Origin of the sequence: Loktanella sp. DSM 29012 (assembly GCF_900110705.1) — a bacterium.
GTDB classification, from domain to species: Bacteria; Pseudomonadota; Alphaproteobacteria; order Rhodobacterales; family Rhodobacteraceae; genus Loktanella; species Loktanella gaetbuli.
Genome location: NZ_FOEJ01000002.1, coordinates 1 through 20,430, shown reverse-complemented (window position 1 = coordinate 20,430; position 20,430 = coordinate 1). Strand labels below are relative to the sequence as shown.

Below are 20,430 nucleotides of genomic sequence, written 5' to 3'. Positions count from 1 at the left end.
CTGCTTAATCGCACCAAGACAGAAAGGTGGAACCTTGGCAAAATCGCAAACCGTTCTGGGTATCAGGGCCGAGGCACCGCGCCCCACGGCGCTGGCGGCGGCCATTGTCGCGACAATGGCCTGCCTGCCTTTGCTGGTGTTCTGGGCGCTGGCCTAGGTCAGGCGCACCAGTGCGTGGCGTTTCTTGCCCGCGCTCAGTTTCATCGGGGTGGCCAGCATGTCGGCCGTGACCATCAGGCTCGCGTCCGAAAGCGGTTCATCGTTCAGGCGTGCGCCGTTTTCAGCGATCAGGCGCTTGGCCTCCTTGCCGGACCCGGCCAGACCGCTGCGCACGATCAACTGCACGATGGACATGCCATCGCCCAGATCCGCTGCGGGCAGATCGAGCGTGGGCAGATCATCACCCACACCGCCCTGTTCGAATACCTCGCGCGCGGTGGCCTCTGCCGCTTCGGCTGCGGCGCGTCCGTGCAGCAATGCCGTGACCTCGTTAGCGAGGATGATCTTGGCCGCGTTGATTTCGGACCCCTGCAAGGCACCCAGTCGGTCGCATTCATCGACAGGCAGTTCGGTAAAGATTTTCAGGAACTTGGCCGTGTCCGCATCCGTCGTGTTGCGCCAGAACTGCCAGAACCCGTAGGGGGCCAGCATGTCGCCGTTCAGCCAGATCGCACCGCCTTGGGATTTGCCCATCTTGCGTCCGTCGCTGGTGGTCAGCAGCGGCGTGGTCAGACCGTAGATTTCCGTATCGGCCACCCGGCGGGTCAGGTCGATTCCGTTGACGATATTCCCCCACTGGTCCGATCCGCCCATCTGCAACAGACAGCCATAGCGCCGGTTCAGTTCCAGAAAATCATAGGCCTGAAGGATCATGTAGTTGAATTCGAGGAATGACAGCGATTGTTCGCGGTCCAGCCGTGATTTCACGCTCTCGAACGCCAGCATCCGATTCACGCTGAAATGCCGTCCGATGTCGCGCAAAAAATCGAGGTAGTTCAGTTGATCCAGCCATTCCGCGTTGTTGAGCATGATGGCATCGGTCGGTCCATCACCATAGGAAAGGTATTTGGCAAAGACCTGACCCATGCCGTTAATGTTGGACTGGATCTGGTCCGGGCCCAGCAGGGGGCGTTCATCGCTGCGGAATGAAGGGTCACCGACCTTGGTCGTGCCGCCGCCCATCAGGGTGATCGGCTTGTGCCCGGTTTTTTGCAGCCAGCGCAGGACCATGATGTTCATCAGGTGGCCCACATGCAGCGATGCCGCCGTGGCATCATAGCCGATGTAGGCGGGCACAACCCCCTTGCTGAGCGCGTCATCAAGGCCCTGATAATCGGTGCAATCGGCAAGAAAGCCGCGCTCCATCATCGTGGCGATGAAATCCGATTTGGGGTGATAGGTCATGGCTTGTTCCCTTGGCGTTGAATTGGCATCAATAGCCGCGAGCTTGTCCGAGGGAAAGACCATGAAGATCAAAGGGCCGGTGCGTGCACTGGGGGCCATGTCGGGCACGTCGCTGGACGGGATCGATGCAGCCGTGCTCGTGACCGACGGCGAAACGATCAGCAGCTTTGGCGACAGCGACTACCGCGAATATTCGGATCGCGAACGCGCCACCTTGCGGGCCGCCTTGGGGCTGTGGCCGGACGACGATGTGGCCGCGGCCGCACGGGTCGTGGCCAAGGGGCATGACGTGCTGTTGTCGGGGTTTGCAGACGTGGACCTGGTCGGGTTTCACGGTCAGACACTGGCCCATGATCCCGATGGACGGGGTACGCACCAACTGGGGGATGGTGCGGCATTGGCACAGGCGCTGGGCGTGCCTGTGGTCTGGGATTTTCGCAGTGCGGATGTGCGGCTGGGCGGGCAGGGTGCGCCACTGGCCCCGTTCTATCACTTTGCCCTGGCAAAATGGATGAAGGCGGACCGCCCGCTGGCGTTTCTGAACCTGGGCGGTGTCGGGAACCTGACATGGATCGACCCTGCGTATCAAAAGCCCGAGGAAGACGGCGCGCTGCTGGCGTTTGATACCGGACCTGCGAATGCGCTGCTGGATGACGCCATGCTGACCCGCACCGGTTTCCCCCGGGACGAGGGCGGTCGATTGGCAGCACAGGGCGAAATTGACGACGCCATCGTCGCAGACTTTTTGCAGCACGCCTATTTTTACAAGATCCCGCCCAAGTCACTGGACCGCGACACGTTCCAACACCTGGCGCAGGCGGTGTCGGTGCTGTCGGACGCGGATGCGGCGGCGACCTTGACGGCGGCCACCGCGCTGAGCGTTGCCGAAGGTTTGCGTCATTGCCCCGCGCTACCCGAGACGATCTGGGTCTGCGGCGGAGGGCGTCGTAATCCGACGATGATGCAGATGATTGACGCAGCCACAGGAGCCCGCGTGCGCCCGGTCGAAGATGCAGGTCTGGACGGTGACATGCTGGAGGCGCAGGCATTCGCCTATCTGGCCGTGCGTGTTGCACGGGGGATGCCCACGTCCTGCCCCGGCACCACGGGGGTGCGCGCTGCCGTATCGGGCGGAACCCTGTCTGTGCCCGACCTGGAACCAGGCACCCCTAGCTGAGGCGGGATCACGGCTGCGCTAACGTTCTAACGAAATCGTGTATGCGGATTTTTCATTTTGATGGACCTGCTCGCACCCCTGTGCGTTTGGGCTTTGAAGCAAATAAAAACTAAGGACTTCACAAAATGAAATACGTTGTCTCCACCGCCGCGATCATGATGGGTCTGTCAGGCGCTGCTTATGCAGGCGGAATGGCAGAGCCCGCAATGGAGCCCACACCGACCCCCGTCGTCGTTGCCCCCGTTCAGCCCCTCAATGACTGGACCGGTTTCTACGCCGGTGGTCAGCTGACCATGGGTGATGTGGAACCGGGTGCCGCAGAACTGGACGCCGATGGTTTTGGTTTGCACGCTGGTTACCGCTATGACCTCGGCAGCTATGTGCTGGGTGCAGAGATCGACGTCGATCGTCTGGACGTCGACACGCTGCCCGATGACGCGACCGTCGCCCGCCTGAAGGCCGTTGCCGGTTACGACGCTGGCCGTTTCATGCCCTATGTGACCGCCGGTATCGCGCGTCTGGAAGTTGACGCAGGCGCTGCTGGTGATCTGAGCGGCAACGGTGGATTTTACGGTGTTGGTGCGACATATGCCGCCAGCGACCGCATTGATCTGTCGGTCGAGTACCTCCAGCATGAGTTCGATGATTTCGAAGTGTTGGGCGATACGGATGCGGACACGCTGTCGGCACGCGTCTCGTTCAACTTCTGATCCTGTACAGTCTGGATCACGGAACGGGCACCTTCGGGTGCCCGTTTTGCATTTTGACCTATCCCGACAGGCTGTCGCGGACAGCGCGGGTCAGACTTGCCCGAATGATGTCGTAGGACACACCAATCCTGTGTGCCAGTTCTGCCGGATCGGCATCCAGCGGGACGGCAACCCAAGATTTGTGAAAATATCGCGCGCGACCGGCAAGACCGGCATCAATCAGCATCTGCGCCGTCTCGATACTATCGGTCTTGACCGACACGGTCCTTGTATCTGGGCCCAGGCTTGCGAATAGCTTGCCACCTATTTTCCAGCTGTCATGACCCGGCCCCAACGCATCGTCGCAGGTCGCACCGGCAAAGGTGGCGCAAAGCGCATTCACGGTGTCACGGCTCATGATGTCAGATTGCGACAGGTCTTAAAGCTTGGCAAGTGAGCATCAGGCTGCTACGCAGATCATATGAACAAGCGTTGCATTCACATTTGCTGCATTATTTCCTGCTGATCCGCTCGGCAGGCCGCTTTTTCACGTTTCATCCCTGAACTGAACTCGCTAGGTCTGCCGCCGCGTATTGCTGCCGCGAGGGCCCCATGACGACAATTCGATTGCACAACACGAAAACCCGCCGAAAAGAGGAATTCATTCCCCGTGATGCGTCGCGTGTGGGCCTCTATCTGTGCGGGCCGACGGTCTATGACCGGGCGCATCTGGGCAACGCGCGGCCGGTCCTGGTGTTTGACGTGCTGTTCCGTCTGCTGCGGCAGGTTTATGGTTCCGATCACGTGACCTATGTGCGCAACTTCACGGACGTCGATGACAAGATCAACGCACGCGCCGCCGAAACGGGCCGCGCCATCGGGGATATCACGGCGGAAACGATCCGCTGGTATCACGATGATATGGACGCGCTGGGCGCGCTGCGGCCGACGCACGAACCGTGTGCCACCGATTTCATCCCCGAGATGATCACGATGATCGAAACCCTGATTGATCGGGGGCACGCCTATGCTGCCGAAGGCCACGTGCTGTTCGCGGTCGAAAGCTTTGCCGACTATGGGCAATTGTCGGGCAGGTCGTTGGACGACATGATCGCGGGTGCGCGGGTTGAGGTCGCACCCTACAAGCGCAACCCGATGGATTTCGTGCTGTGGAAACCGTCGGGCGATGGTCAGCCCGGTTGGACCAGCCCCTGGGGTTATGGTCGCCCCGGCTGGCATATCGAATGCTCTGCGATGTCAAAGGCGCTGCTGGGGGACACATTCGATATCCACGGCGGCGGCAACGATCTGATGTTCCCCCACCACGAAAACGAAGTCGCCCAAAGCTGCTGCGCCAATCCGGAGGGTGATTTTGCGCAGGTCTGGCTGCACAACGAGATGTTGCAGGTCGAGGGCAAGAAGATGTCCAAGAGTCTGGGCAATTTTTTCACCGTGCGCGACCTGCTGGATCAGGGCATCAGCGGCGAAGTGATCCGCCTTGTCATGCTGGGAACCCACTATGGCAAGCCCATGGACTGGACAGAAAAGCGACGTGACGATGCCGATGCCACGCTGCGGCGCTGGTACGGTATTCTGGCGGGGCATGGATTCAGTCCGGCCCTGATCGCGGCGCTGAAGGCCGATGGTCTGTGGAAACCGGACGCCGAATTCATCGGTGTTCTGGCGAATGATCTGAACACCTCGGGTGCCATTGCCCGGCTGCATGTCTTGTCCAAGGGCAAGACGCCCGCACAACTTGCGGGGTTTGCCCATGGGTTGGACATGTTGGGTCTGGTGCCCGACTGGGCACACCTGCCGCATCTGGACGGTGGTGAGGGTGGTGCGGGCGTGTCAGACGATGCCGCGGCCAAGGTCGATGCGCTGCTGGCCCGCCGCGCGCAGGCACGTCAGGACAAGGATTGGGATGCGGCGGATCAAGTTCGCGATATCCTGACAGCGGCCGGCGTGCTGGTGACGGATGTGGGCGGGCAAGCGACCTGGACACCCGGACCGGCATTCGATGCGGCCAAGCTGGAGGACCTGTGATGCCGAATTTTCGCGAAAATTCGGGTGTGGCCAAACTTTCGCGAAAGTTTGGGGCCCGGAGGGAGATGCCATGACCAGGGAACGCCTGTACCTCTACGACACGACCCTGCGCGACGGACAACAGACCCAGGGCGTGCAGTTTTCCACAACCGAGAAGCTGCGGATCACACAGGTCCTGTCCGACCTTGGCGTGGACTATATCGAAGGCGGATGGCCGGGGGCGAACCCGACCGATTCCGAATATTTCGAAACCGTGGGCCAGATGACACCCACCCTCGCGGCCTTTGGCATGACCAAACGCGCGGGACGTTCGGCTGAAAACGACGATGTTCTGGCCGCCGTACTGAACGCAGGGACGCCTGCGGTCTGCATCGTCGGGAAATCCCATGCGTTTCACGTCAGCACGGCGCTGGGGATCAGCAACGACGAAAATACCGAAAACATCCGTGCCTCGATCGCACATATCGTGGACCAGGGGCGCGAGGCGCTGTTTGATGCGGAACATTTCTTTGACGGCTACAAATCGGACCCGGATTACGCGCTAGAGGCCATCCATGCGGCCCATGCAGCAGGCGCGCGCTGGATCGTGCTGTGTGACACCAATGGCGGCAGCCTGCCCGAAGAGGTTGGCCGTATCACGCGTGCCGTGATTGCCAGCGGCATTCCCGGTGACCGTCTGGGTATCCACACGCACAACGATACCGAACACGCGGTCGCCAATTCGCTGGCCGCCGTCAGTGCCGGTGCGCGTCAGATCCAGGGGACGCTGAACGGGCTGGGTGAACGCTGCGGCAACGCCAACCTGATCACACTCATCCCGACGCTTCTGCTCAAGGAGCCTTATGCCAGCGCCTATGAAACGGGCGTGACGCTGGACGCGCTGAAGGGCCTGAAGGCGGCAAGCCGGGTTCTGGATGACGTGCTGAACCGGGTGCCTGCGAAACAGGCGGCCTATATCGGGTCCAGCGCCTTTGCCCACAAGGCGGGACTGCACGCGAGCGCCATCGCCAAGAACCCTGCGACCTATGAACACATCGATCCTGCGTTGGTTGGCAACAGCCGTATCATTCCGATGTCGAACCAGGCCGGACAGTCTAATCTGCGTGAACGCCTGTTGCGGGCCGGGCTGGAGGTGGCGCCGGGCGACGCGCGGCTGGCCCGCATCCTCGACAGGATCAAGGAACAGGAGGCCCGCGGCTATTCCTATGACACGGCACAGGCCAGTTTTGAGCTTTTAGCCCGCCGTGAGCTGGGGCTTTTGCCCGATTTCTTTGAGGTGAAACGCTACCGCGTCACTGTTGAACGCCGCCGCAACAAGCGCGGCAAGATGGTGTCCCTGTCCGAGGCCGTGGTCGTGGTCAAAATCGACGGTCGCAAGGTGCTGAATGTGTCGGAAAGCCAGGGCGAGGACGGCCGCGATCGTGGCCCGGTCAACGCCCTGTCGCGTGCCCTGGCCAAGGACCTGGGACCCTATCAGCACATCATCGACGACATGCGGCTGGTGGATTTCAAGGTGCGTATCACCGATGGCGGTACCGAGGCTGTCACCCGTGTCATCATCGACAGTGCCGATGCTGCGGGCCGGACATGGTCGACGGTGGGTGTCTCTGCCAATATCGTGGATGCCTCGTTCGATGCGCTGCTGGATGCGATCAACTGGAAACTCCTGCGCGATGGGGCAGAGGTCTGATTTTGAGTATTTCTGGCAAGATGATACGCTATGAGCTTTGACGCCTGCGCGGCGCTGGTTGAACGGGGCGATCCGCTACGGTTTCGCGCCGCGATGGCGGCACCCTTGGCCGCACGCCGGGTCTTGTTTCCGCTTTATGCCTTCAACCTGGAGGTGGCACGCGCCCCCTGGGTCACGTCAGAGCCGATGATCGCCGAAATGCGGCTGCAATGGTGGCGCGACGTTCTGGCCGAGGTCGTCGCAGGCGGGCCGGTGCGGCGGCATGAAGTGACGGATGCGCTGTCTGATGTATTGGACGTGCAGGGCGCGCGTGATCTGGATGGATTGATTGCCGCGCGGCGCTGGGATGTCTATCCGGACGCATTCGAGGATGCAGGCCATTTCGAGGATTACATCAATGCGACGGCTGGCAGTCTGATGTGGACCGGCGCGCGTCTGCTGGGGGCGCAGGATGCAGTGCCAGTGCGCGATATGGCGTTCGGTGCAGGTGTCGCTGCCTTTTTTCAGGCTATTCCGGCGTTGGAGCAGGCCGGACGCAAACCCCTTGTGGATGGGACGCGTGATGGTGTTGCGGCGCTGGCGCGGGCGGCATTGTCACGTTTCGACCGCGGGCGCGCGGCGCAGCGAGATTTGCCCGCCCTCGCACGCGCGGCGGTGCTGCCCGCATGGCAGGCGCGGCCGCTGTTGGTGCAGGCGGTCCGTGATCCGGGTCGAGTTGCAGATGGCCGGTTGACGCTTGGGCCGCTGGCGGACTGCTGGCGGTTGACACGAAGCGTGGTGACGGGCCGCGTCTAGACCGTTTGTCGTGCCTGTCCGCGCGACAACCAGACCAGGGCCGCGCCCGCCAGCAGCAGAAACGGCACCATCGCGATATTGACATAGGACCAGCCCTGCGCGGCAGATCTGCCAGCGCAGTTCAGCAAGCCGCCAGAGGCGAGCGAGGCGAGCGTGACCATGCCAAAGACGATCATGTCGTTCAGACCCTGTACGCGACCGCGTTCGGCCGGTGAATGGCTGGCGGCCAGCATCGTCGTGGCCCCGATAAAGCCGAAGTTCCAGCCAAGGCCGAGCAGGATCAGCGCCACGTAAAAATTCCCCAAGGCAATCCCGGACAGCGCGACGATCCCGGCGATCCCCAGCAGCACCAGACCCGTGCCGACGATCCTGGGTGCGCCGAACCGCGCGATAAGGTGTCCGGTAAAGAAGCTGGGCGCAAACATGGCCAGCACATGGCCCGTCACGATGTTGGAGGCGTCGGACACCGTGTATCCGCAGCCCACCACCGCCAGCGGTGTCGAGGTCATCACCAAGTTCATCAGCGCATAAGCGACCATGGCACAGATGATCGCCACGGCGATCTGCGGGGTGCGCAGTAGTTGGCCCGTGCTGCGCCCGAGGTCTGAACCGGCGACCGGCCTGGGTGGGCGAGGGATACGCAGCAACGGGAAGAGGACGATGCCCACAAGGTTCAGTGCCATGGCACCGAAGTAGACGGGCAAGAACCGCGCCACCGTGGCATCGGGGTTGTCGAATGTCAGATAGGACACCAGTTGCGGTCCGATGATGGCAGAGACAAGCCCGCCGGCGAGCACGTAGGAAATCGCCTTGGGCCTGAAATCGTCCGACGCGGTATCGGCCGCGGCGAAGCGGAAAAAGCCCTGCGCGCTCATGTAGATGCCTGTGAGGTAGCTACCCAGCAGGAATAGCGCGAAATTCTCGATCGTGATTGCATAGGCGGACAGGCCCGCGCCGATCAGACCGCCCGCCGCGCCTGTCATGAAGCCCGCGCGGCGCCCGGACCGCTGCATCATGTGCGACAGCCAGGGTGCCGTTGTCATGGACCCAAAGACGATCATCGAAATCGGCAGGGTTGCAAAACAGGCGATGGGGGCGAGTTGTTGCCCTGCCAGTCCACCCACGACAAAGATCATCGTGATCTGGCTACCGAGGATCGCCTGGGCTGCCACGAGGATCGCGACATTGCGCAGGGCGGTCCTGTTCTGGGGATGTGCGGTTGTAACGGTCATGGCGCGTCGGTCCTGTCGATGAGATGTGCAAAAGACCCTGCAACACGCCCGGCGACAAGCCCCATGTCGGGCAGGGCGGTACCCTCGGCGTCATGGGCCGCAAACAGCGGATTTCCGCGTGCATGCAGCGTCGTCGCATAGTGAAATTCATGTCCGGCCCAACGCCCGGTCATCGGGCCTTGCTCCGCATGCAGGTGTCGGTAGCCCAGATGCAATTTGCGCTGAGCGAAAGAGGTATGCAGGTCCAGCAGGCCGGCCATGGGATGGATGAGCCCATCCGCGTCCGTGATGGCCTGTCCCAAGGCCATGAATCCACCACATTCACCATAAATATCCGTGGTTTGTGATGCGTTTCTCAAGCTGGACAGAAAGCGGTTGGCACTGCTGAGCTGAGCGGCAAACAGCTCTGGGTAGCCGCCGGGCAGATAGATCAGGTCGGCTTGTGGGACGGGATCGTCCGCAAGCGGCGAAAAGGCGATGACCTCTGCACCGGCGGCCTGCCAGTCTGCACGTTGATGGGGATAGAAAAAACTGAATGCCGCATCCTGCGCCACGGCGATCCGCTGGGCGGGCGGGGTGGTGCGCGCAGGTGTGACGTCGGGTCCGCAGGTCGCCAGATCACGGAGGGCCCCAAGGTCGATCCAGGTCGCCACGGTGTCCGCGACACGGTCGAGAAACACGTCGAGCGCGGGATCCTCCTGGGCCTGGACCAGACCGAGGTGGCGTGAGGGGCGGGCGATGCCATCCGTTCGGGGCAGGCAACCCAGCACCGGCAGGCCACTGGGGGCCAGAGCCCGGCGCAACATCCGCGCGTGGCGGTCGGACCCCACACGGTTGAGGATGACACCGGCGATGCGTACGTCCGGATCGCAGGCCGCAAAACCGGCGACCAGCGGTGCTATGGATTGCGCCATGCGGGCCGCATCTACCACCAGCACGACGGGATAGCCCAGCAGGCGGGCCAAGTCCGCGGTTGCGCCACGCCCATCTGGTGGCGCGCCGTCGAACAGGCCCATCGCGCCTTCGATCAGCAACAGACCATCACCCGATGCGCGCGCGCGCAGAAGGTCAGGCGTCATGGCCCAGGCGTCGAGGTTCAGGCAGGGCCGACCGCAGGCTGCCGCATGATAGGCTGGATCAATGTAGTCAGGTCCGGATTTGGCCCCCCGCACGTCGATGCCAGCGCGCGACAGGGCGCGCAGCAGCCCCAGCGTCACAGTCGTCTTGCCGCTGCCCGACGCGGGTGCGGCGATGATCAGGCCGCGCGGCGGTGACATCGGGCGGGCGCCTCCGGCGGGAGTATTTGTGGCAAGATGATGCGAGGGCGGCGCAAGGTCTCAGGCGATTTCGGCGGGCAGGCCACGGCCCAGCGGGTCAAGATCGCGTGGAGCCTCGCCTGCGATCATGCCCTGCCAGTCGAGGACCTGGCGCATCAGCACCGAGCGTCCGACGCAGATAATGGCAGGCGGTTCCATCCCGGTGGCGGCAATATCGTCGACCATCGTGCCGAGCGTTGTTTCCAGCACGCGCTGGTCGGCGGTCGTGGCCGAGGTGACGACTGCCACGGGTTCGGACGGCTGACGGCCTGCGCCGATCAGGTGACCGGCGATCTGGGCTGCGTGCTTCATGCCCATGTAGATCACGAGGACCTGCGATCCTTTTGAGATGCTTGCCCAATCGAGTGATGAGGGCGCTGCACCGCTTTGGTCGTGGCCGGTGACGAAGGTCACGGATTGGTTCACGTCGCGGTGCGTGACGGGGATGCCCGCATAAGCCAGCCCGCCGATGCCAGCGCTGATGCCGGGGATGATCCGCACCGGCACGTTGTGCTGCACGAGGGTTTGCGCCTCTTCTCCGCCGCGACCGAAGACAAAGGGATCGCCGCCCTTGAGACGCAGCACGCGTTTGCCCGCGCGGGCGAGGTCAACCAGCCGCAGCGAGATGTCGCGCTGCTTGGCCGAGGGTTTGCCGCCACGTTTGCCTGCGTAGATATGTTCGGCCTGCGGTGCCCAGTCGAGGATCGCCTCTTGAACCAGCGCGTCAAAGATCACGACGTCGGCCTGCCGCAGCGCGTTCAGCGCATGCAGGGTCAAAAGACCCGGATCGCCGGGACCTGCGCCACACAGCCAGACCCAGCCCGGTTCCATCACGGGCCAGTCGAATGCAGGAAGGTCGGGCGTCTGTGTCATGGGGTCGTTATGGCCCAGCCGCGATGCGTTGAAAAGGGCCGAGAACGGCGATCTGCAGCACCTTGGCGACAGGCGGCGGCGCGCCTATAGTCCGGTCATGACGCGTAAACCCGACGGTCCCCTGCGCCGTGGCTGGACCACGGGTGCCTGTGCCACGGCCGCCACAAAGGCGGCCCTTGCACGGTTGTGGGGCGGCGCGTTTCCCGCCGAGGTCACGATCACGCTGCCGCGCGGCGAAACCCCTGTCTTTGCGTTGGCGCATATGGACGCGGGTTCCGACTGGGCCGAGGTCGGGATCACCAAGGATGCGGGCGACGATCCTGATGTGACCCATGGTGCACTGATCATCGTGCGGGTTGCCGCCTCTGCGGGTGGGGTTCGGTTCCGGGCGGGCACCGGGGTCGGCACGGTGACCAAGCCGGGCCTGCCGATCCCACCGGGAGAGCCCGCGATCAACCCGGTGCCCCGTCAGATGATGACCGATGTGGTTGATGCGATGGCACGCGACCACGGGTGCCCGGCCGATGTGACCATCACGGTGTCGATACCGGGCGGTGTCGAGATCGCGCAGAAAACCTGGAATCCGCGCCTGGGCATCGCGGGCGGGTTGTCGATCCTTGGCACGACGGGCGTGGTGCGGCCGTTCTCTTGTGCGGCGTGGATCGCGTCGATCCATCGCGGCGTGGATGTGGCGCGCGCGGCCGGGCTGACCCATGTGGCCGGCTGCACCGGGGCCACGAGCGAACGGGTAGTGCAGGACCTTTACCGGTTGCCCGATCATGCGATGCTGGACATGGGGGATTTCGTGGGCGGGATGCTGAAATACCTCAAGGCTCATCCTATCGCGCATGTGACCATCGCCGGTGGCATCGGCAAGATGACCAAGCTGGCACAGGGCGCACGCGACCTGCATTCGGGCCGGTCGCAGGTTGATTTCTCCGCGCTTGCTGCGCTGACCGGCCATGCAGAGGTGGCCGGGGCCAATACGGCCTTGCAGGCCTATCAGATGGTCGGCACACCTATGGCAGAGGCCGTCGCGCAAGGCGCTTTGGCCGCCGTCACAGACGGGTTCGGGGGCTCTGGCATGCGGTTCGACATCGTGATCATCGACAGGGACGGGCAGATCATCGCCCGTGCTGGCGCATGACGCTGTTGTTGCTGGCGGGAACCGGCGATGCGCGGCGGTTGGCGCAGGGATTGGCCGACAGCGACGTGCCTGCGATTGCGTCCCTGTCCGGGGCCACCCGGCAGGCCAACGCATTGCCATTGCCGACGCGCATCGGCGGCTTTGGCGGCGAGGCGGCGTTTCGTGAATACTTGTCCACGCAGGGGATCACAGCCGTGCTGGACGCGACCCATCCCTTTGCCAGCCGGATCACCCTGCGCACGGCGGCGGTCTGCCGGGATATGGGCCTAGCGTATCTTTATCATCTGCGTCCGCCCTGGTCACCGGGGCCAGAGGACCGCTGGACCATGATCGACCGCGAAGAAGATGCGGCGCAACATATCGGGCCTGACCAGACGGTGTTCCTGGGCACTGGTCGTCAGACGCTGGACCGGTTCAGCAACCTAGAGGGCCGCCGCGTGATCTGTCGCCAGATTGATCCGCCGACCTCGCCTTTTCCGTTCGAAGGTGGTGAATTCCTGATCGGGCGGCCGCCGTTTTCGGTGCCGCATGAACGCGATCTGTTCACGGAACTAGGGATCGACGTGCTGGTGGTGAAGAACGCAGGCGGCAGCGCCAGCCGGACCAAGCTGACGGCGGCGGCTGATCTGGGGTTGCCGGTGCTGATGATCCGTCGCCCGCCGCCGCCCGATGCGCCGATCTGCGATGATCTGGCCGAGGCGCTGGATTGGGCCAAGCGGCAATGAGCGTTGGCCGGATCATCAAGGGTGACGCCTGCGTGGCCGAGGGGGCCGCATGGCTGGCGGCGCGGGACACCCGGATGGCCACCGCGCTGCGCCAGGTTGGCCCCCTGCCGCTGCGGCTGAAGCACGACGGATTTCCGGCCTTGCTGTCTGCGATCTGCGGCCAGCAGGTCAGCGTGGCCTCTGCCAACGCGATCTATACGAGGCTGGAGGCGGCGGGTATGACCGCACCGGCCGAGGTTGCCGCCAGTGATGTGGAAACGTTGCGCAGCCTGGGGCTGAGCAGGCCCAAGGCGCGATATGCCATTGCCCTGGCGCAAGCGGGAATCGACTTTGACGCGTTGCGCGGCATGATGACCGACGATGTGACGGCCAGACTGGTGCAGGTGCCCGGTATCGGGATCTGGACTGCTGAAATCTATGCCATGTTCAGCCTGGGGCGGGCCGATGTCTTTGCCCCCGGTGATCTGGCCCTGCAAGAGGGTGCGCGGATGCTTTATGATCTGCCCGCTCGACCCACGGAACGCGCACTGCGGGACTTCGCACAGCGCTGGTCGCCATGGCGGTCGGTTGCGGCGCGCATCCTGTGGGCCTACTACGCTGATCAGAAAAAACGCGAGGGAATCCGATGACACGTGCACTGAACGCTGGCCGCAAGGAACCGAAATCGGGCGATATCCGCGCCGCCGTGATTTTCCTGCACGGATACGGAGCCAATGGGGCTGACCTGCTGGGGCTTGCTGATCCGCTGGAGGATCACATGCCCGACACGCTGTTTCTGGCGCCCGATGCACCCGAGGATTGTGCAGGATCACCCATGGGTTACCAGTGGTTCCCCATTCCCTGGATCGACGGGTCCAGCGAAGAAGAGCAGGAGGCGGGCCTGCGCCGCGCTGCCGACGATCTGAACGCCTTTATCGATGGTGTAATGATCGACGAGGACCTGCTGCCCGAACAGGTCATGGTGCTGGGGTTCAGTCAGGGGACGATGATGGCACTGCACGTGCTGCCCCGGCGCGAGGATGCGGTGGCGGGGCTGGTCGCCTTTTCCGGCCGTCTGTTGCAGCCGGAACTGCTGGCAGACGAGGTCGTCAGCCGCCCGCCGGTGCTGCTGGTGCATGGCGATCAGGATGATGTCGTGCCGCCACAGTCGCTGCCGCTGGCGGCAGAGGCCTTGCAGAACGCTGGCTGGAAAGAGGTCTATGCCCATGTGATGAAAGGCACGGCCCACGGGATTGCGCCTGACGGGTTGCAGGTCGCACTGGCATTCATGGCTGACAGGCTGGGGATGGATTGACGCGGCAAACTGTCATCCAAATTTCATTTGGATTCTGTCAGCCACTAGATATAGTCGAAATCAACAGGTGGCGCGCCACATGAACCGGGCATCGCGCCATCCTTGACCGACAGGGACGTGGACGACATGGACGGTGATTTCAGAACGGAATTTGTGCGTGACCCGGCGGGGCTGAAACATTTTCCCGCGCTTGTGCTGAACGCGGATTACAGGCCACTCAGTTACTATCCGCTCAGTCTTTGGCCGTGGCAGGACGCGGTCAAGGCGGCCTGGCTGGACAGGGTCCAGATCGTGAGTGAGTACGACGAGGTTGTGCACAGCCCGTCCACCACGATCCGGATACCCTCTGTTGTCGTCCTCAAGGATTATGTTCGACCCCAAAAGCGCGTGGCCTTCACGCGCTTTAACTTATTCTTGCGGGACGAATTCAGCTGCCAGTACTGCGGTGCGCGTGGTGACCTGACGTTTGATCACGTGTTGCCACGGGCGCGGGGCGGCGTGACCAGCTGGACCAATGTCGTGGCGGCCTGTAGCCCGTGCAACCTGCGCAAGGGATCGCAGCTGCTGAAACATTCGGGCCTGTCCTTGCGGCGCAAACCACATCAACCGCAACCGGCAGAGTTGCAGAACGTCGGGCGCAAATTCCCACCCAACCACCTGCATCATAGCTGGATGGATTTTCTGTATTGGGATGCCGAATTGGACGCCTGATTGCGGCACCCGTGCTAGACTTTTGGAAACCGGCTGGGTAACACGCACTCGTTAGCGCTAACGCGTCAGTCGAGGAATTGGAGCCGCTATGGTATCTCGCGTTATTCCGGTCGATGATTTCGACCTCGTGATTTTTGGCGGTACGGGCGACCTGGCCCGCCGTAAAATCCTGCCCGGCCTTTTCCGGCGGTTCCGCAGTGGCCAGATGCCGGCAGACAGCCGTATCATCGGTGCCGCGCGGTCCGAGCTGGATACATCCGGCTACCGTACGATGATCCGCGAGGCGATCGTGGAATTTGGCGGGGACGAGAAATCCGATACCGACACGCTGGACCAGTTTTTGAACGCGCTGGACTACGTGGCAATCGACGCCAAGGGTGAAGGCGGTTGGTCCGAACTGAAATCGCTGATCCGCGACAAGGTCATCAAGGCGTTCTATTTTTCCGTGGCACCGTCACTGTTCGGTGATCTGGCGGAACGTCTGCACGCCCATGAGATTGCGGATACAGACAGCCGTATCGTCGTCGAAAAACCGTTTGGCCGGGATCTGGCATCGGCGCAGGCGCTGAATGCGACGCTAGCCGAACATTTCGACGAACGGCAGATCTACCGGATCGACCATTATCTGGGCAAGGAAACGGTCCAGAACCTGATGGCCGTGCGGTTCGGCAATGTCCTGTTCGAACCGCTGTGGAACAGCCATTACGTCGACCACATCCAGATCACCGTGGCCGAAACGGTCGGTGTCGGCGGGCGCGGCGGCTATTACGACAAATCCGGTGCGATGCGGGACATGGTTCAGAACCACCTGATGCAGCTGCTCTGTCTGATCGCGATGGAACCGCCTTCGGTCTTTGGTGCAAACGAGGTGCGTGACGAGAAACTCAAGGTCATCCGCGCGCTGCAACCGGTCGAGGCGCACCATATCGTGCGCGGTCAGTATGACGCCAGCGATGACGCGGCCAGCTACCGGGCCGATGTGGAAAATCCGCGCAGCTTTACCGAAAGTTTCGTCGCGATGAAATGCCATGTGTCGAACTGGCGGTGGTCCGATACGCCGTTCTATCTGCGCACCGGCAAGAAGATGAAGGCGCGCACCTCTGAAATCGCCGTGGTGTTCAAGGATCTGGGTCACAAGATGTTCGAGGGCGATTCCGCCCGGCACCGCAACATCTTGGCGATCCGTCTGCAACCGAACGAAGGCATGGATTTGCAGGTGACGATCAAGGAACCGGGTCCGGGGGGCATGCGTTTGATCGACGTGCCGCTGGACATGACCTTTGCCGATGCGCTGGGGGATGACGCAGAGGATGCGACAGACGCCTACGAGCGCCTGATCATGGACGTGATCCGGGGCAACCAGACGCTGTTCATGCGCGGCGACGAGGTCGAGGCTGCATGGGCCTGGACCGATCCCATCATCGAAGGATGGGAGGCGCGCAACGACGTGCCGAAACTGTATGATGCGGGGTCCGCAGGGCCGGATGATGCCATGATGCTGATGCATCGCGACGGGCGCCGCTGGCGCGATATCAAGGGGTAATCAAATGGAATTCGTCACCTATCCCGACACCGAGGCCCTGATGATGCAGGTGGCGGGCAAACTGTCGTCCCAGCTGCGCGAACATCTGCTGACCAATGATTCCGCGACGCTGGCCGTGCCGGGCGGGACAACGCCGGGGCCGATCTTTGACAACCTGTGCGATGCCAATCTGGACTGGACGCGGATCAACGTGATGCTGACCGATGAACGCTGGGTGCCAGAGCACAGCGACAGGTCCAACACGGCACTGCTGCGCCGTCGTTTGCTGACGGGCCGCGCGGCAGCCGCGACTTATGTACCACTTTATGCCGATGCGCCCGCACCCGAGGACAGGCTGGACGATCTTCAGGCCAATCTGGCGACCACGCTGCCCTTGTCCGTTTGCCTGCTGGGCATGGGGGCGGACATGCATACCGCGTCGATCTTTCCGGGGGCGGACCAGTTGGACCGCGCATTGACAGGTGATGATACGCTGGTCGCCATGCGTGCGCCCGGCGCGCCGGAACCGCGGATCACACTGTCGGCCAAGGTGCTGCGCGCAGCGATGCACCGCCACATCGTCATCATCGGCGATGAAAAGCGCGACGCACTTGAGCGTGCCCGTACCCTGACACCCCAAGAGGCCCCGGTCGCCGCGATCCTGGATGGATCGACCGTGCACTGGGCAAAAGGCTGATCCCCATGTTTGATGCGCTCAAATCCCACCACGCCACAATCGCGGACCGCCGGTTTGCCGACATGCTGGACGCGGCGCGTGCTGCCGATTTCAGTGCGACGCTTGGCGACATGCGGTTCGACTACAGCAAGACCAACATCGACGCCGAAGGTCGCGCGCTGCTGATCGACCTGCTGGACGCACGCGGTGTCGCTGACCGCCGCGACGCGATGTTCGGCGGTCAGGCCATCAACGAAACCGAAGGCCGCGCCGTTCTCCATACCGCATTGCGTAACCTCGGTGGTGCGCCTGTCATGGTGGACGGACAGGACGTGATGCCGGATGTGCTGGCCACGCTCGACCGGATGGCAGATTTCGCCAGCCGGGTCCGCGACGGCAGCTATACCGGGCAGGGCGGGGCGATCACCGATGTGATCAACATCGGGATCGGTGGGTCTGACCTTGGCCCTGCGATGGCCGCCCGCGCGCTGCAGCCCTATCATGATGGGCCGCGCTGCCATTTCGTGGCCAATGTGGATCCTGCCGATATCGCGCAGACACTGGCGGTTTGCGATCCGGCGACCACGCTAGTGATTGTGGCGTCCAAGACGTTCACCACGATCGAGACGATGACCAACGCACAGACGGCGCGCGACTGGATGTCGGCATCGGTCAGCGATACAGGCGCACAATTTGCAGCCCTGTCGACGGCCGCTGACAAGACGGCGGATTTCGGCATCGCACCGGAACGGGTGTTCGGCTTCGCGGATTGGGTCGGTGGACGCTATTCGATGTGGGGGCCGATCGGCCTGTCGTTGATGATCGCTATTGGTCCTGACAATTTTCGCGCCTTTCTGCGTGGCGGGCAGGCGATGGACGACCATTTCCGCACGGCACCCTGGGACCAGAACCTGCCTGCCTTGCTGGCGCTGACAGGTATCTGGCACAACCAGATCTGCGGCTATGCTACGCGTGCCGTGCTGCCCTATGACAACAACCTCGCGCGGTTGCCGGCCTACCTGCAACAGCTGGAAATGGAGAGCAACGGCAAGGGCGTCAGCATGGACGGTGCCGATCTGCCCTATCATTCCGGCCCTGTCGTCTGGGGCGAGCCGGGCACCAATGGCCAGCACGCGTTTTATCAGCTGATCCATCAGGGCACGCGGGTGATCCCGTGCGAATTCATGGTTGCGGCACGCGGTCACGACGACGGGCTGCACCATCAGCATCGTCTGTTGGTCGCCAACTGCCTGGCCCAGTCCGAGGCGCTGATGATGGGGCGTGATCTGGACACGGCACGTGGCAAGGTCGCGGACAAATTCGACGGTGCCGAATTGGATCGTCAGGCCCGTCACCGGGTGTTTCCGGGCAACCGCCCGTCAACGACACTGATCTATCCCAAACTTACCCCCGCGGTGCTGGGCCAGATCGTTGCCCTGTATGAACACCGTGTCTTTGTCGAAGGTGTCGTTCTGGGGATCAATTCCTACGACCAATGGGGCGTGGAATTGGGCAAGGAACTGGCGACATCGCTGCAACCCGTGGTCGAGGGGCAGGCGTCAGCCGACGACAAGGACGGATCAACCGCAGCCCTCGTCGCCGCATTGCAGGCGCAAGGGCTTTAGTCCGGCACACCGTCGATCTCGCGCAGCTCTGTCCGCAGGCTTTCGGGCAGGGCCGCCTTGGTATTGTCGGGGTTCAGCATGACCAGCACGGCGTGGCTGGTTGTGGTCAGCCTGTCACCGACCCAGACACCATATTCCATGGTGAAACTGGATGTGCCCATTTTCATGGTGCGACCGGTCAGGATGTAGCGATCCGTCAGTTTGACCTCGGACCGGTAGTCCAGATCGACCGCGCGCAGCACGAATTTCGGGCGGTTTTCGCGCTGGTGCCACAGGCTGAACTGCTGAAAATACAAAATGCGCAGGTTTTCGAACCACTTGAGGTACACCGCGTTGTTGACGTGCTGCAGCGCGTCGATTTCCCCAAACCGGACCTGATCGGCCATCCCGAACCGCCAGGGTTCGGGAATACCTGCGGCGCGCAGCTGATCGGCGTTCAGCGGTGTCAGAAACGGCAGATCCGTCATTGCACTGCGGTCACGATGATTTCGACCTTGTAGTCAGGCGTGGCCAGTTTTGCCTCGCCGGTCCAGCGGGCAGGGGCGTGGCCGGGGGCGACCCAGGCGTCCCAGACAGCATTCATCGCCGCGAAATCGGCCATGTCGGCAACCCAGACCTGTGCCGTCAGGATCTTGGTCTTGTCCGTGCCAGCCTCGGCCAGCAGGGCGTCGATGCTGTCCAGCACGGCCTGTGTCTGGGCCGTGGCGTCCTGACCGGGCGCACCGACCTGACCGGCCAGATATACGATACCGTTGTGAACAACGGCTTGCGACATCCGGGGGCCGGATTGAATACGGGTGATGGTCATCGGGGATGCTCCTGCGCGATGGAGGGTGGAGCGGGTAACGAACTCCGCTGTGGCGTAGTTTCCCGTATCACCTCGTATCAAATGGTCAAGTAAAGAAGGACCTTTGTAAGAAGTAGTTGTAACGTCGTGTTGTGTCGCGTAGCAATCAGTTAGCCCATCTTGGGCGGGTTGGATGTGGGGGCTGATGTGCCAAAGCGTGCCAAGGAGCTTTCTGCGATCGAAGTAAGGCGACTGGGTCGTGGTGTTCACAATGTGGGCAGCGTGGCTGGTCTGCTGATGCAAGTCTCGGAAAATGGTGCGCAGTCGTGGCTGTTGCGTGTGAGGGTCGGAGACAAGCGGCGCGAAATTGGCTTGGGTCCTTTTCCGGAGGTAAGTCTTGCAAAGGCGCGTGAGAGAGCCGCTGAGACGAAAACTGAAATCCGCAAGGGCATTGATCCAGTAGAAAGCCGCAAGGCCGCAAGATCGGCGCTGATCGCATCTCAACGGCAAGGTCTGACCTTTATCGAGGTGTTCGAAAAGTATGCTGCAAAGAAGTTGCCGGAACTCCGAACGGAACGATACCGTGAGCAATGGCGGGCGACCGTCGAAAAATACGCGTTCCCAGATGACCTGCTCCCCTAAAAAGTCCGCGATTTGGGGTTAGTCTGTTCCTTGTAAAGGAGACGGACGATGAAGCGATCAAGGTTCACGGAAGAACAGA

Annotated in this window: 22 protein-coding genes; 15 read left to right on the top strand and 7 right to left on the bottom strand. The window is 62.5% G+C overall.

Annotated elements, in window-relative coordinates:
* Positions 1 to 34 precede the first annotated feature (34 nt).
* Positions 35 to 157, top strand: a complete 123-nt coding sequence (locus tag BMX27_RS16995; protein WP_256212400.1) for a hypothetical protein — start codon at positions 35 to 37, stop codon at positions 155 to 157.
* Here BMX27_RS16995 and tyrS read toward each other — a convergent pair.
* Positions 154 to 1,404: a tyrosine--tRNA ligase gene (gene tyrS / locus BMX27_RS04780; protein WP_090158773.1), complete on the bottom strand. Its 1,251-nt coding sequence runs from the start codon at positions 1,402 to 1,404 to the stop codon at positions 154 to 156. The genes BMX27_RS16995 and tyrS overlap by 4 nt on opposite strands.
* A gap of 61 nt (positions 1,405 to 1,465) precedes the next feature.
* On the opposite strand from tyrS, the gene BMX27_RS04775 reads away from it, so the two are divergent.
* A complete protein-coding gene (locus BMX27_RS04775; RefSeq protein WP_090158772.1) occupies positions 1,466 to 2,581 on the top strand; it encodes an anhydro-N-acetylmuramic acid kinase in 1,116 nt (371 codons plus the stop codon).
* 125 nt (positions 2,582 to 2,706) lie between these two features.
* Entirely contained in the window at positions 2,707 to 3,291 is a 585-nt protein-coding gene (locus tag BMX27_RS04770; RefSeq protein WP_090158771.1) for an outer membrane protein, read from the top strand.
* Positions 3,292 to 3,349: 58 nt separating this feature from the next.
* Here the strand turns inward: BMX27_RS04770 and BMX27_RS04765 are convergent, their stop codons facing one another.
* Positions 3,350 to 3,688: an MmcQ/YjbR family DNA-binding protein gene (locus BMX27_RS04765; protein WP_090158770.1), complete on the bottom strand. Its 339-nt coding sequence runs from the start codon at positions 3,686 to 3,688 to the stop codon at positions 3,350 to 3,352.
* Positions 3,689 to 3,882: 194 nt separating this feature from the next.
* On the opposite strand from BMX27_RS04765, the gene cysS reads away from it, so the two are divergent.
* The 3 genes from cysS (at position 3,883) to BMX27_RS04750 (ending at position 7,801) form a co-directional block, all read left to right on the top strand.
* Positions 3,883 to 5,316, top strand: a complete 1,434-nt coding sequence (gene cysS / locus BMX27_RS04760; RefSeq protein WP_090158769.1) for a cysteine--tRNA ligase — start codon at positions 3,883 to 3,885, stop codon at positions 5,314 to 5,316.
* A gap of 70 nt (positions 5,317 to 5,386) precedes the next feature.
* Positions 5,387 to 7,006 carry a citramalate synthase gene (gene cimA / locus BMX27_RS04755; protein WP_090158768.1) on the top strand — a complete coding sequence of 540 codons (1,620 nt, stop codon included), beginning with the start codon at positions 5,387 to 5,389 and terminating at the stop codon, positions 7,004 to 7,006.
* A 30-nt stretch (positions 7,007 to 7,036) separates the two neighbouring features.
* The gene (locus BMX27_RS04750; protein ID WP_090158767.1) at positions 7,037 to 7,801 is read left to right on the top strand and encodes a squalene/phytoene synthase family protein; all 765 of its coding nucleotides are present in this window, start codon (positions 7,037 to 7,039) and stop codon (positions 7,799 to 7,801) included.
* On the opposite strand, the gene BMX27_RS04745 is transcribed toward BMX27_RS04750, so the two are convergent.
* Genes BMX27_RS04745 through cobA form a run of 3 tightly spaced genes read right to left on the bottom strand, consistent with a single transcriptional unit; the run spans position 7,798 to position 11,222 of the window.
* Positions 7,798 to 9,033 (bottom strand): MFS transporter, encoded by a 1,236-nt coding sequence (locus tag BMX27_RS04745; protein WP_090158766.1) that lies wholly within the window; start codon positions 9,031 to 9,033, stop codon positions 7,798 to 7,800. The two genes, BMX27_RS04750 and BMX27_RS04745, sit on opposite strands and share 4 nt — an antisense overlap.
* A complete protein-coding gene (locus tag BMX27_RS04740; RefSeq protein ID WP_090158765.1) occupies positions 9,030 to 10,310 on the bottom strand; it encodes a cobyrinate a,c-diamide synthase in 1,281 nt (426 codons plus the stop codon). The genes BMX27_RS04745 and BMX27_RS04740 overlap by 4 nt, the downstream gene beginning before the upstream one ends.
* Positions 10,311 to 10,370: 60 nt before the next feature.
* Positions 10,371 to 11,222 (bottom strand): uroporphyrinogen-III C-methyltransferase, encoded by an 852-nt coding sequence (gene cobA / locus BMX27_RS04735; RefSeq protein WP_090158764.1) that lies wholly within the window; start codon positions 11,220 to 11,222, stop codon positions 10,371 to 10,373.
* Positions 11,223 to 11,319: 97 nt separating this feature from the next.
* Between cobA and BMX27_RS04730 the strand changes: the two genes are divergently transcribed.
* From BMX27_RS04730 to pgi, 8 genes are all read left to right on the top strand, one after another.
* A complete protein-coding gene (locus BMX27_RS04730; protein ID WP_090159184.1) occupies positions 11,320 to 12,369 on the top strand; it encodes a cobalt-precorrin-5B (C(1))-methyltransferase in 1,050 nt (349 codons plus the stop codon).
* On the top strand, positions 12,366 to 13,094 hold the full coding sequence (locus BMX27_RS04725) for a cobalt-precorrin-6A reductase (protein ID WP_090158763.1): 729 nt from the start codon (positions 12,366 to 12,368) through the stop codon (positions 13,092 to 13,094). Before BMX27_RS04730 ends, BMX27_RS04725 begins: the two co-directional genes overlap by 4 nt.
* On the top strand, positions 13,091 to 13,723 hold the full coding sequence (locus tag BMX27_RS04720; protein ID WP_090158762.1) for a DNA-3-methyladenine glycosylase family protein: 633 nt from the start codon (positions 13,091 to 13,093) through the stop codon (positions 13,721 to 13,723). The genes BMX27_RS04725 and BMX27_RS04720 overlap by 4 nt, the downstream gene beginning before the upstream one ends.
* A complete protein-coding gene (locus BMX27_RS04715) occupies positions 13,720 to 14,388 on the top strand; it encodes an alpha/beta hydrolase (protein ID WP_090158761.1) in 669 nt (222 codons plus the stop codon). The genes BMX27_RS04720 and BMX27_RS04715 overlap by 4 nt, the downstream gene beginning before the upstream one ends.
* Positions 14,389 to 14,514: 126 nt before the next feature.
* Positions 14,515 to 15,099, top strand: coding sequence for an HNH endonuclease (locus BMX27_RS04710; protein ID WP_056031404.1), 585 nt, complete (start codon positions 14,515 to 14,517; stop codon positions 15,097 to 15,099).
* Between the two features lie 88 nt (positions 15,100 to 15,187).
* Positions 15,188 to 16,642 carry a glucose-6-phosphate dehydrogenase gene (gene zwf / locus BMX27_RS04705; RefSeq protein WP_090158760.1) on the top strand — a complete coding sequence of 485 codons (1,455 nt, stop codon included), beginning with the start codon at positions 15,188 to 15,190 and terminating at the stop codon, positions 16,640 to 16,642.
* A gap of 4 nt (positions 16,643 to 16,646) precedes the next feature.
* The gene (pgl, locus tag BMX27_RS04700; protein ID WP_090158759.1) at positions 16,647 to 17,318 is read left to right on the top strand and encodes a 6-phosphogluconolactonase; all 672 of its coding nucleotides are present in this window, start codon (positions 16,647 to 16,649) and stop codon (positions 17,316 to 17,318) included.
* 5 nt (positions 17,319 to 17,323) lie between these two features.
* On the top strand, positions 17,324 to 18,922 hold the full coding sequence (gene pgi / locus BMX27_RS04695) for a glucose-6-phosphate isomerase (RefSeq protein ID WP_090158758.1): 1,599 nt from the start codon (positions 17,324 to 17,326) through the stop codon (positions 18,920 to 18,922).
* On the opposite strand, the gene BMX27_RS04690 is transcribed toward pgi, so the two are convergent.
* Together BMX27_RS04690 and BMX27_RS04685 are read right to left on the bottom strand one after the other, a co-directional pair.
* Positions 18,919 to 19,389 carry an acyl-CoA thioesterase gene (locus BMX27_RS04690; protein ID WP_090158757.1) on the bottom strand — a complete coding sequence of 157 codons (471 nt, stop codon included), beginning with the start codon at positions 19,387 to 19,389 and terminating at the stop codon, positions 18,919 to 18,921. The two genes, pgi and BMX27_RS04690, sit on opposite strands and share 4 nt — an antisense overlap.
* The gene (locus tag BMX27_RS04685) at positions 19,386 to 19,730 is read right to left on the bottom strand and encodes a RidA family protein (protein ID WP_056031419.1); all 345 of its coding nucleotides are present in this window, start codon (positions 19,728 to 19,730) and stop codon (positions 19,386 to 19,388) included. The genes BMX27_RS04690 and BMX27_RS04685 overlap by 4 nt, the downstream gene beginning before the upstream one ends.
* Before the next feature lie 261 nt (positions 19,731 to 19,991).
* On the opposite strand from BMX27_RS04685, the gene BMX27_RS04680 reads away from it, so the two are divergent.
* The gene (locus BMX27_RS04680) at positions 19,992 to 20,351 is read left to right on the top strand and encodes an integrase arm-type DNA-binding domain-containing protein (protein ID WP_090158756.1); all 360 of its coding nucleotides are present in this window, start codon (positions 19,992 to 19,994) and stop codon (positions 20,349 to 20,351) included.
* Positions 20,352 to 20,430: the final 79 nt, after the last annotated feature.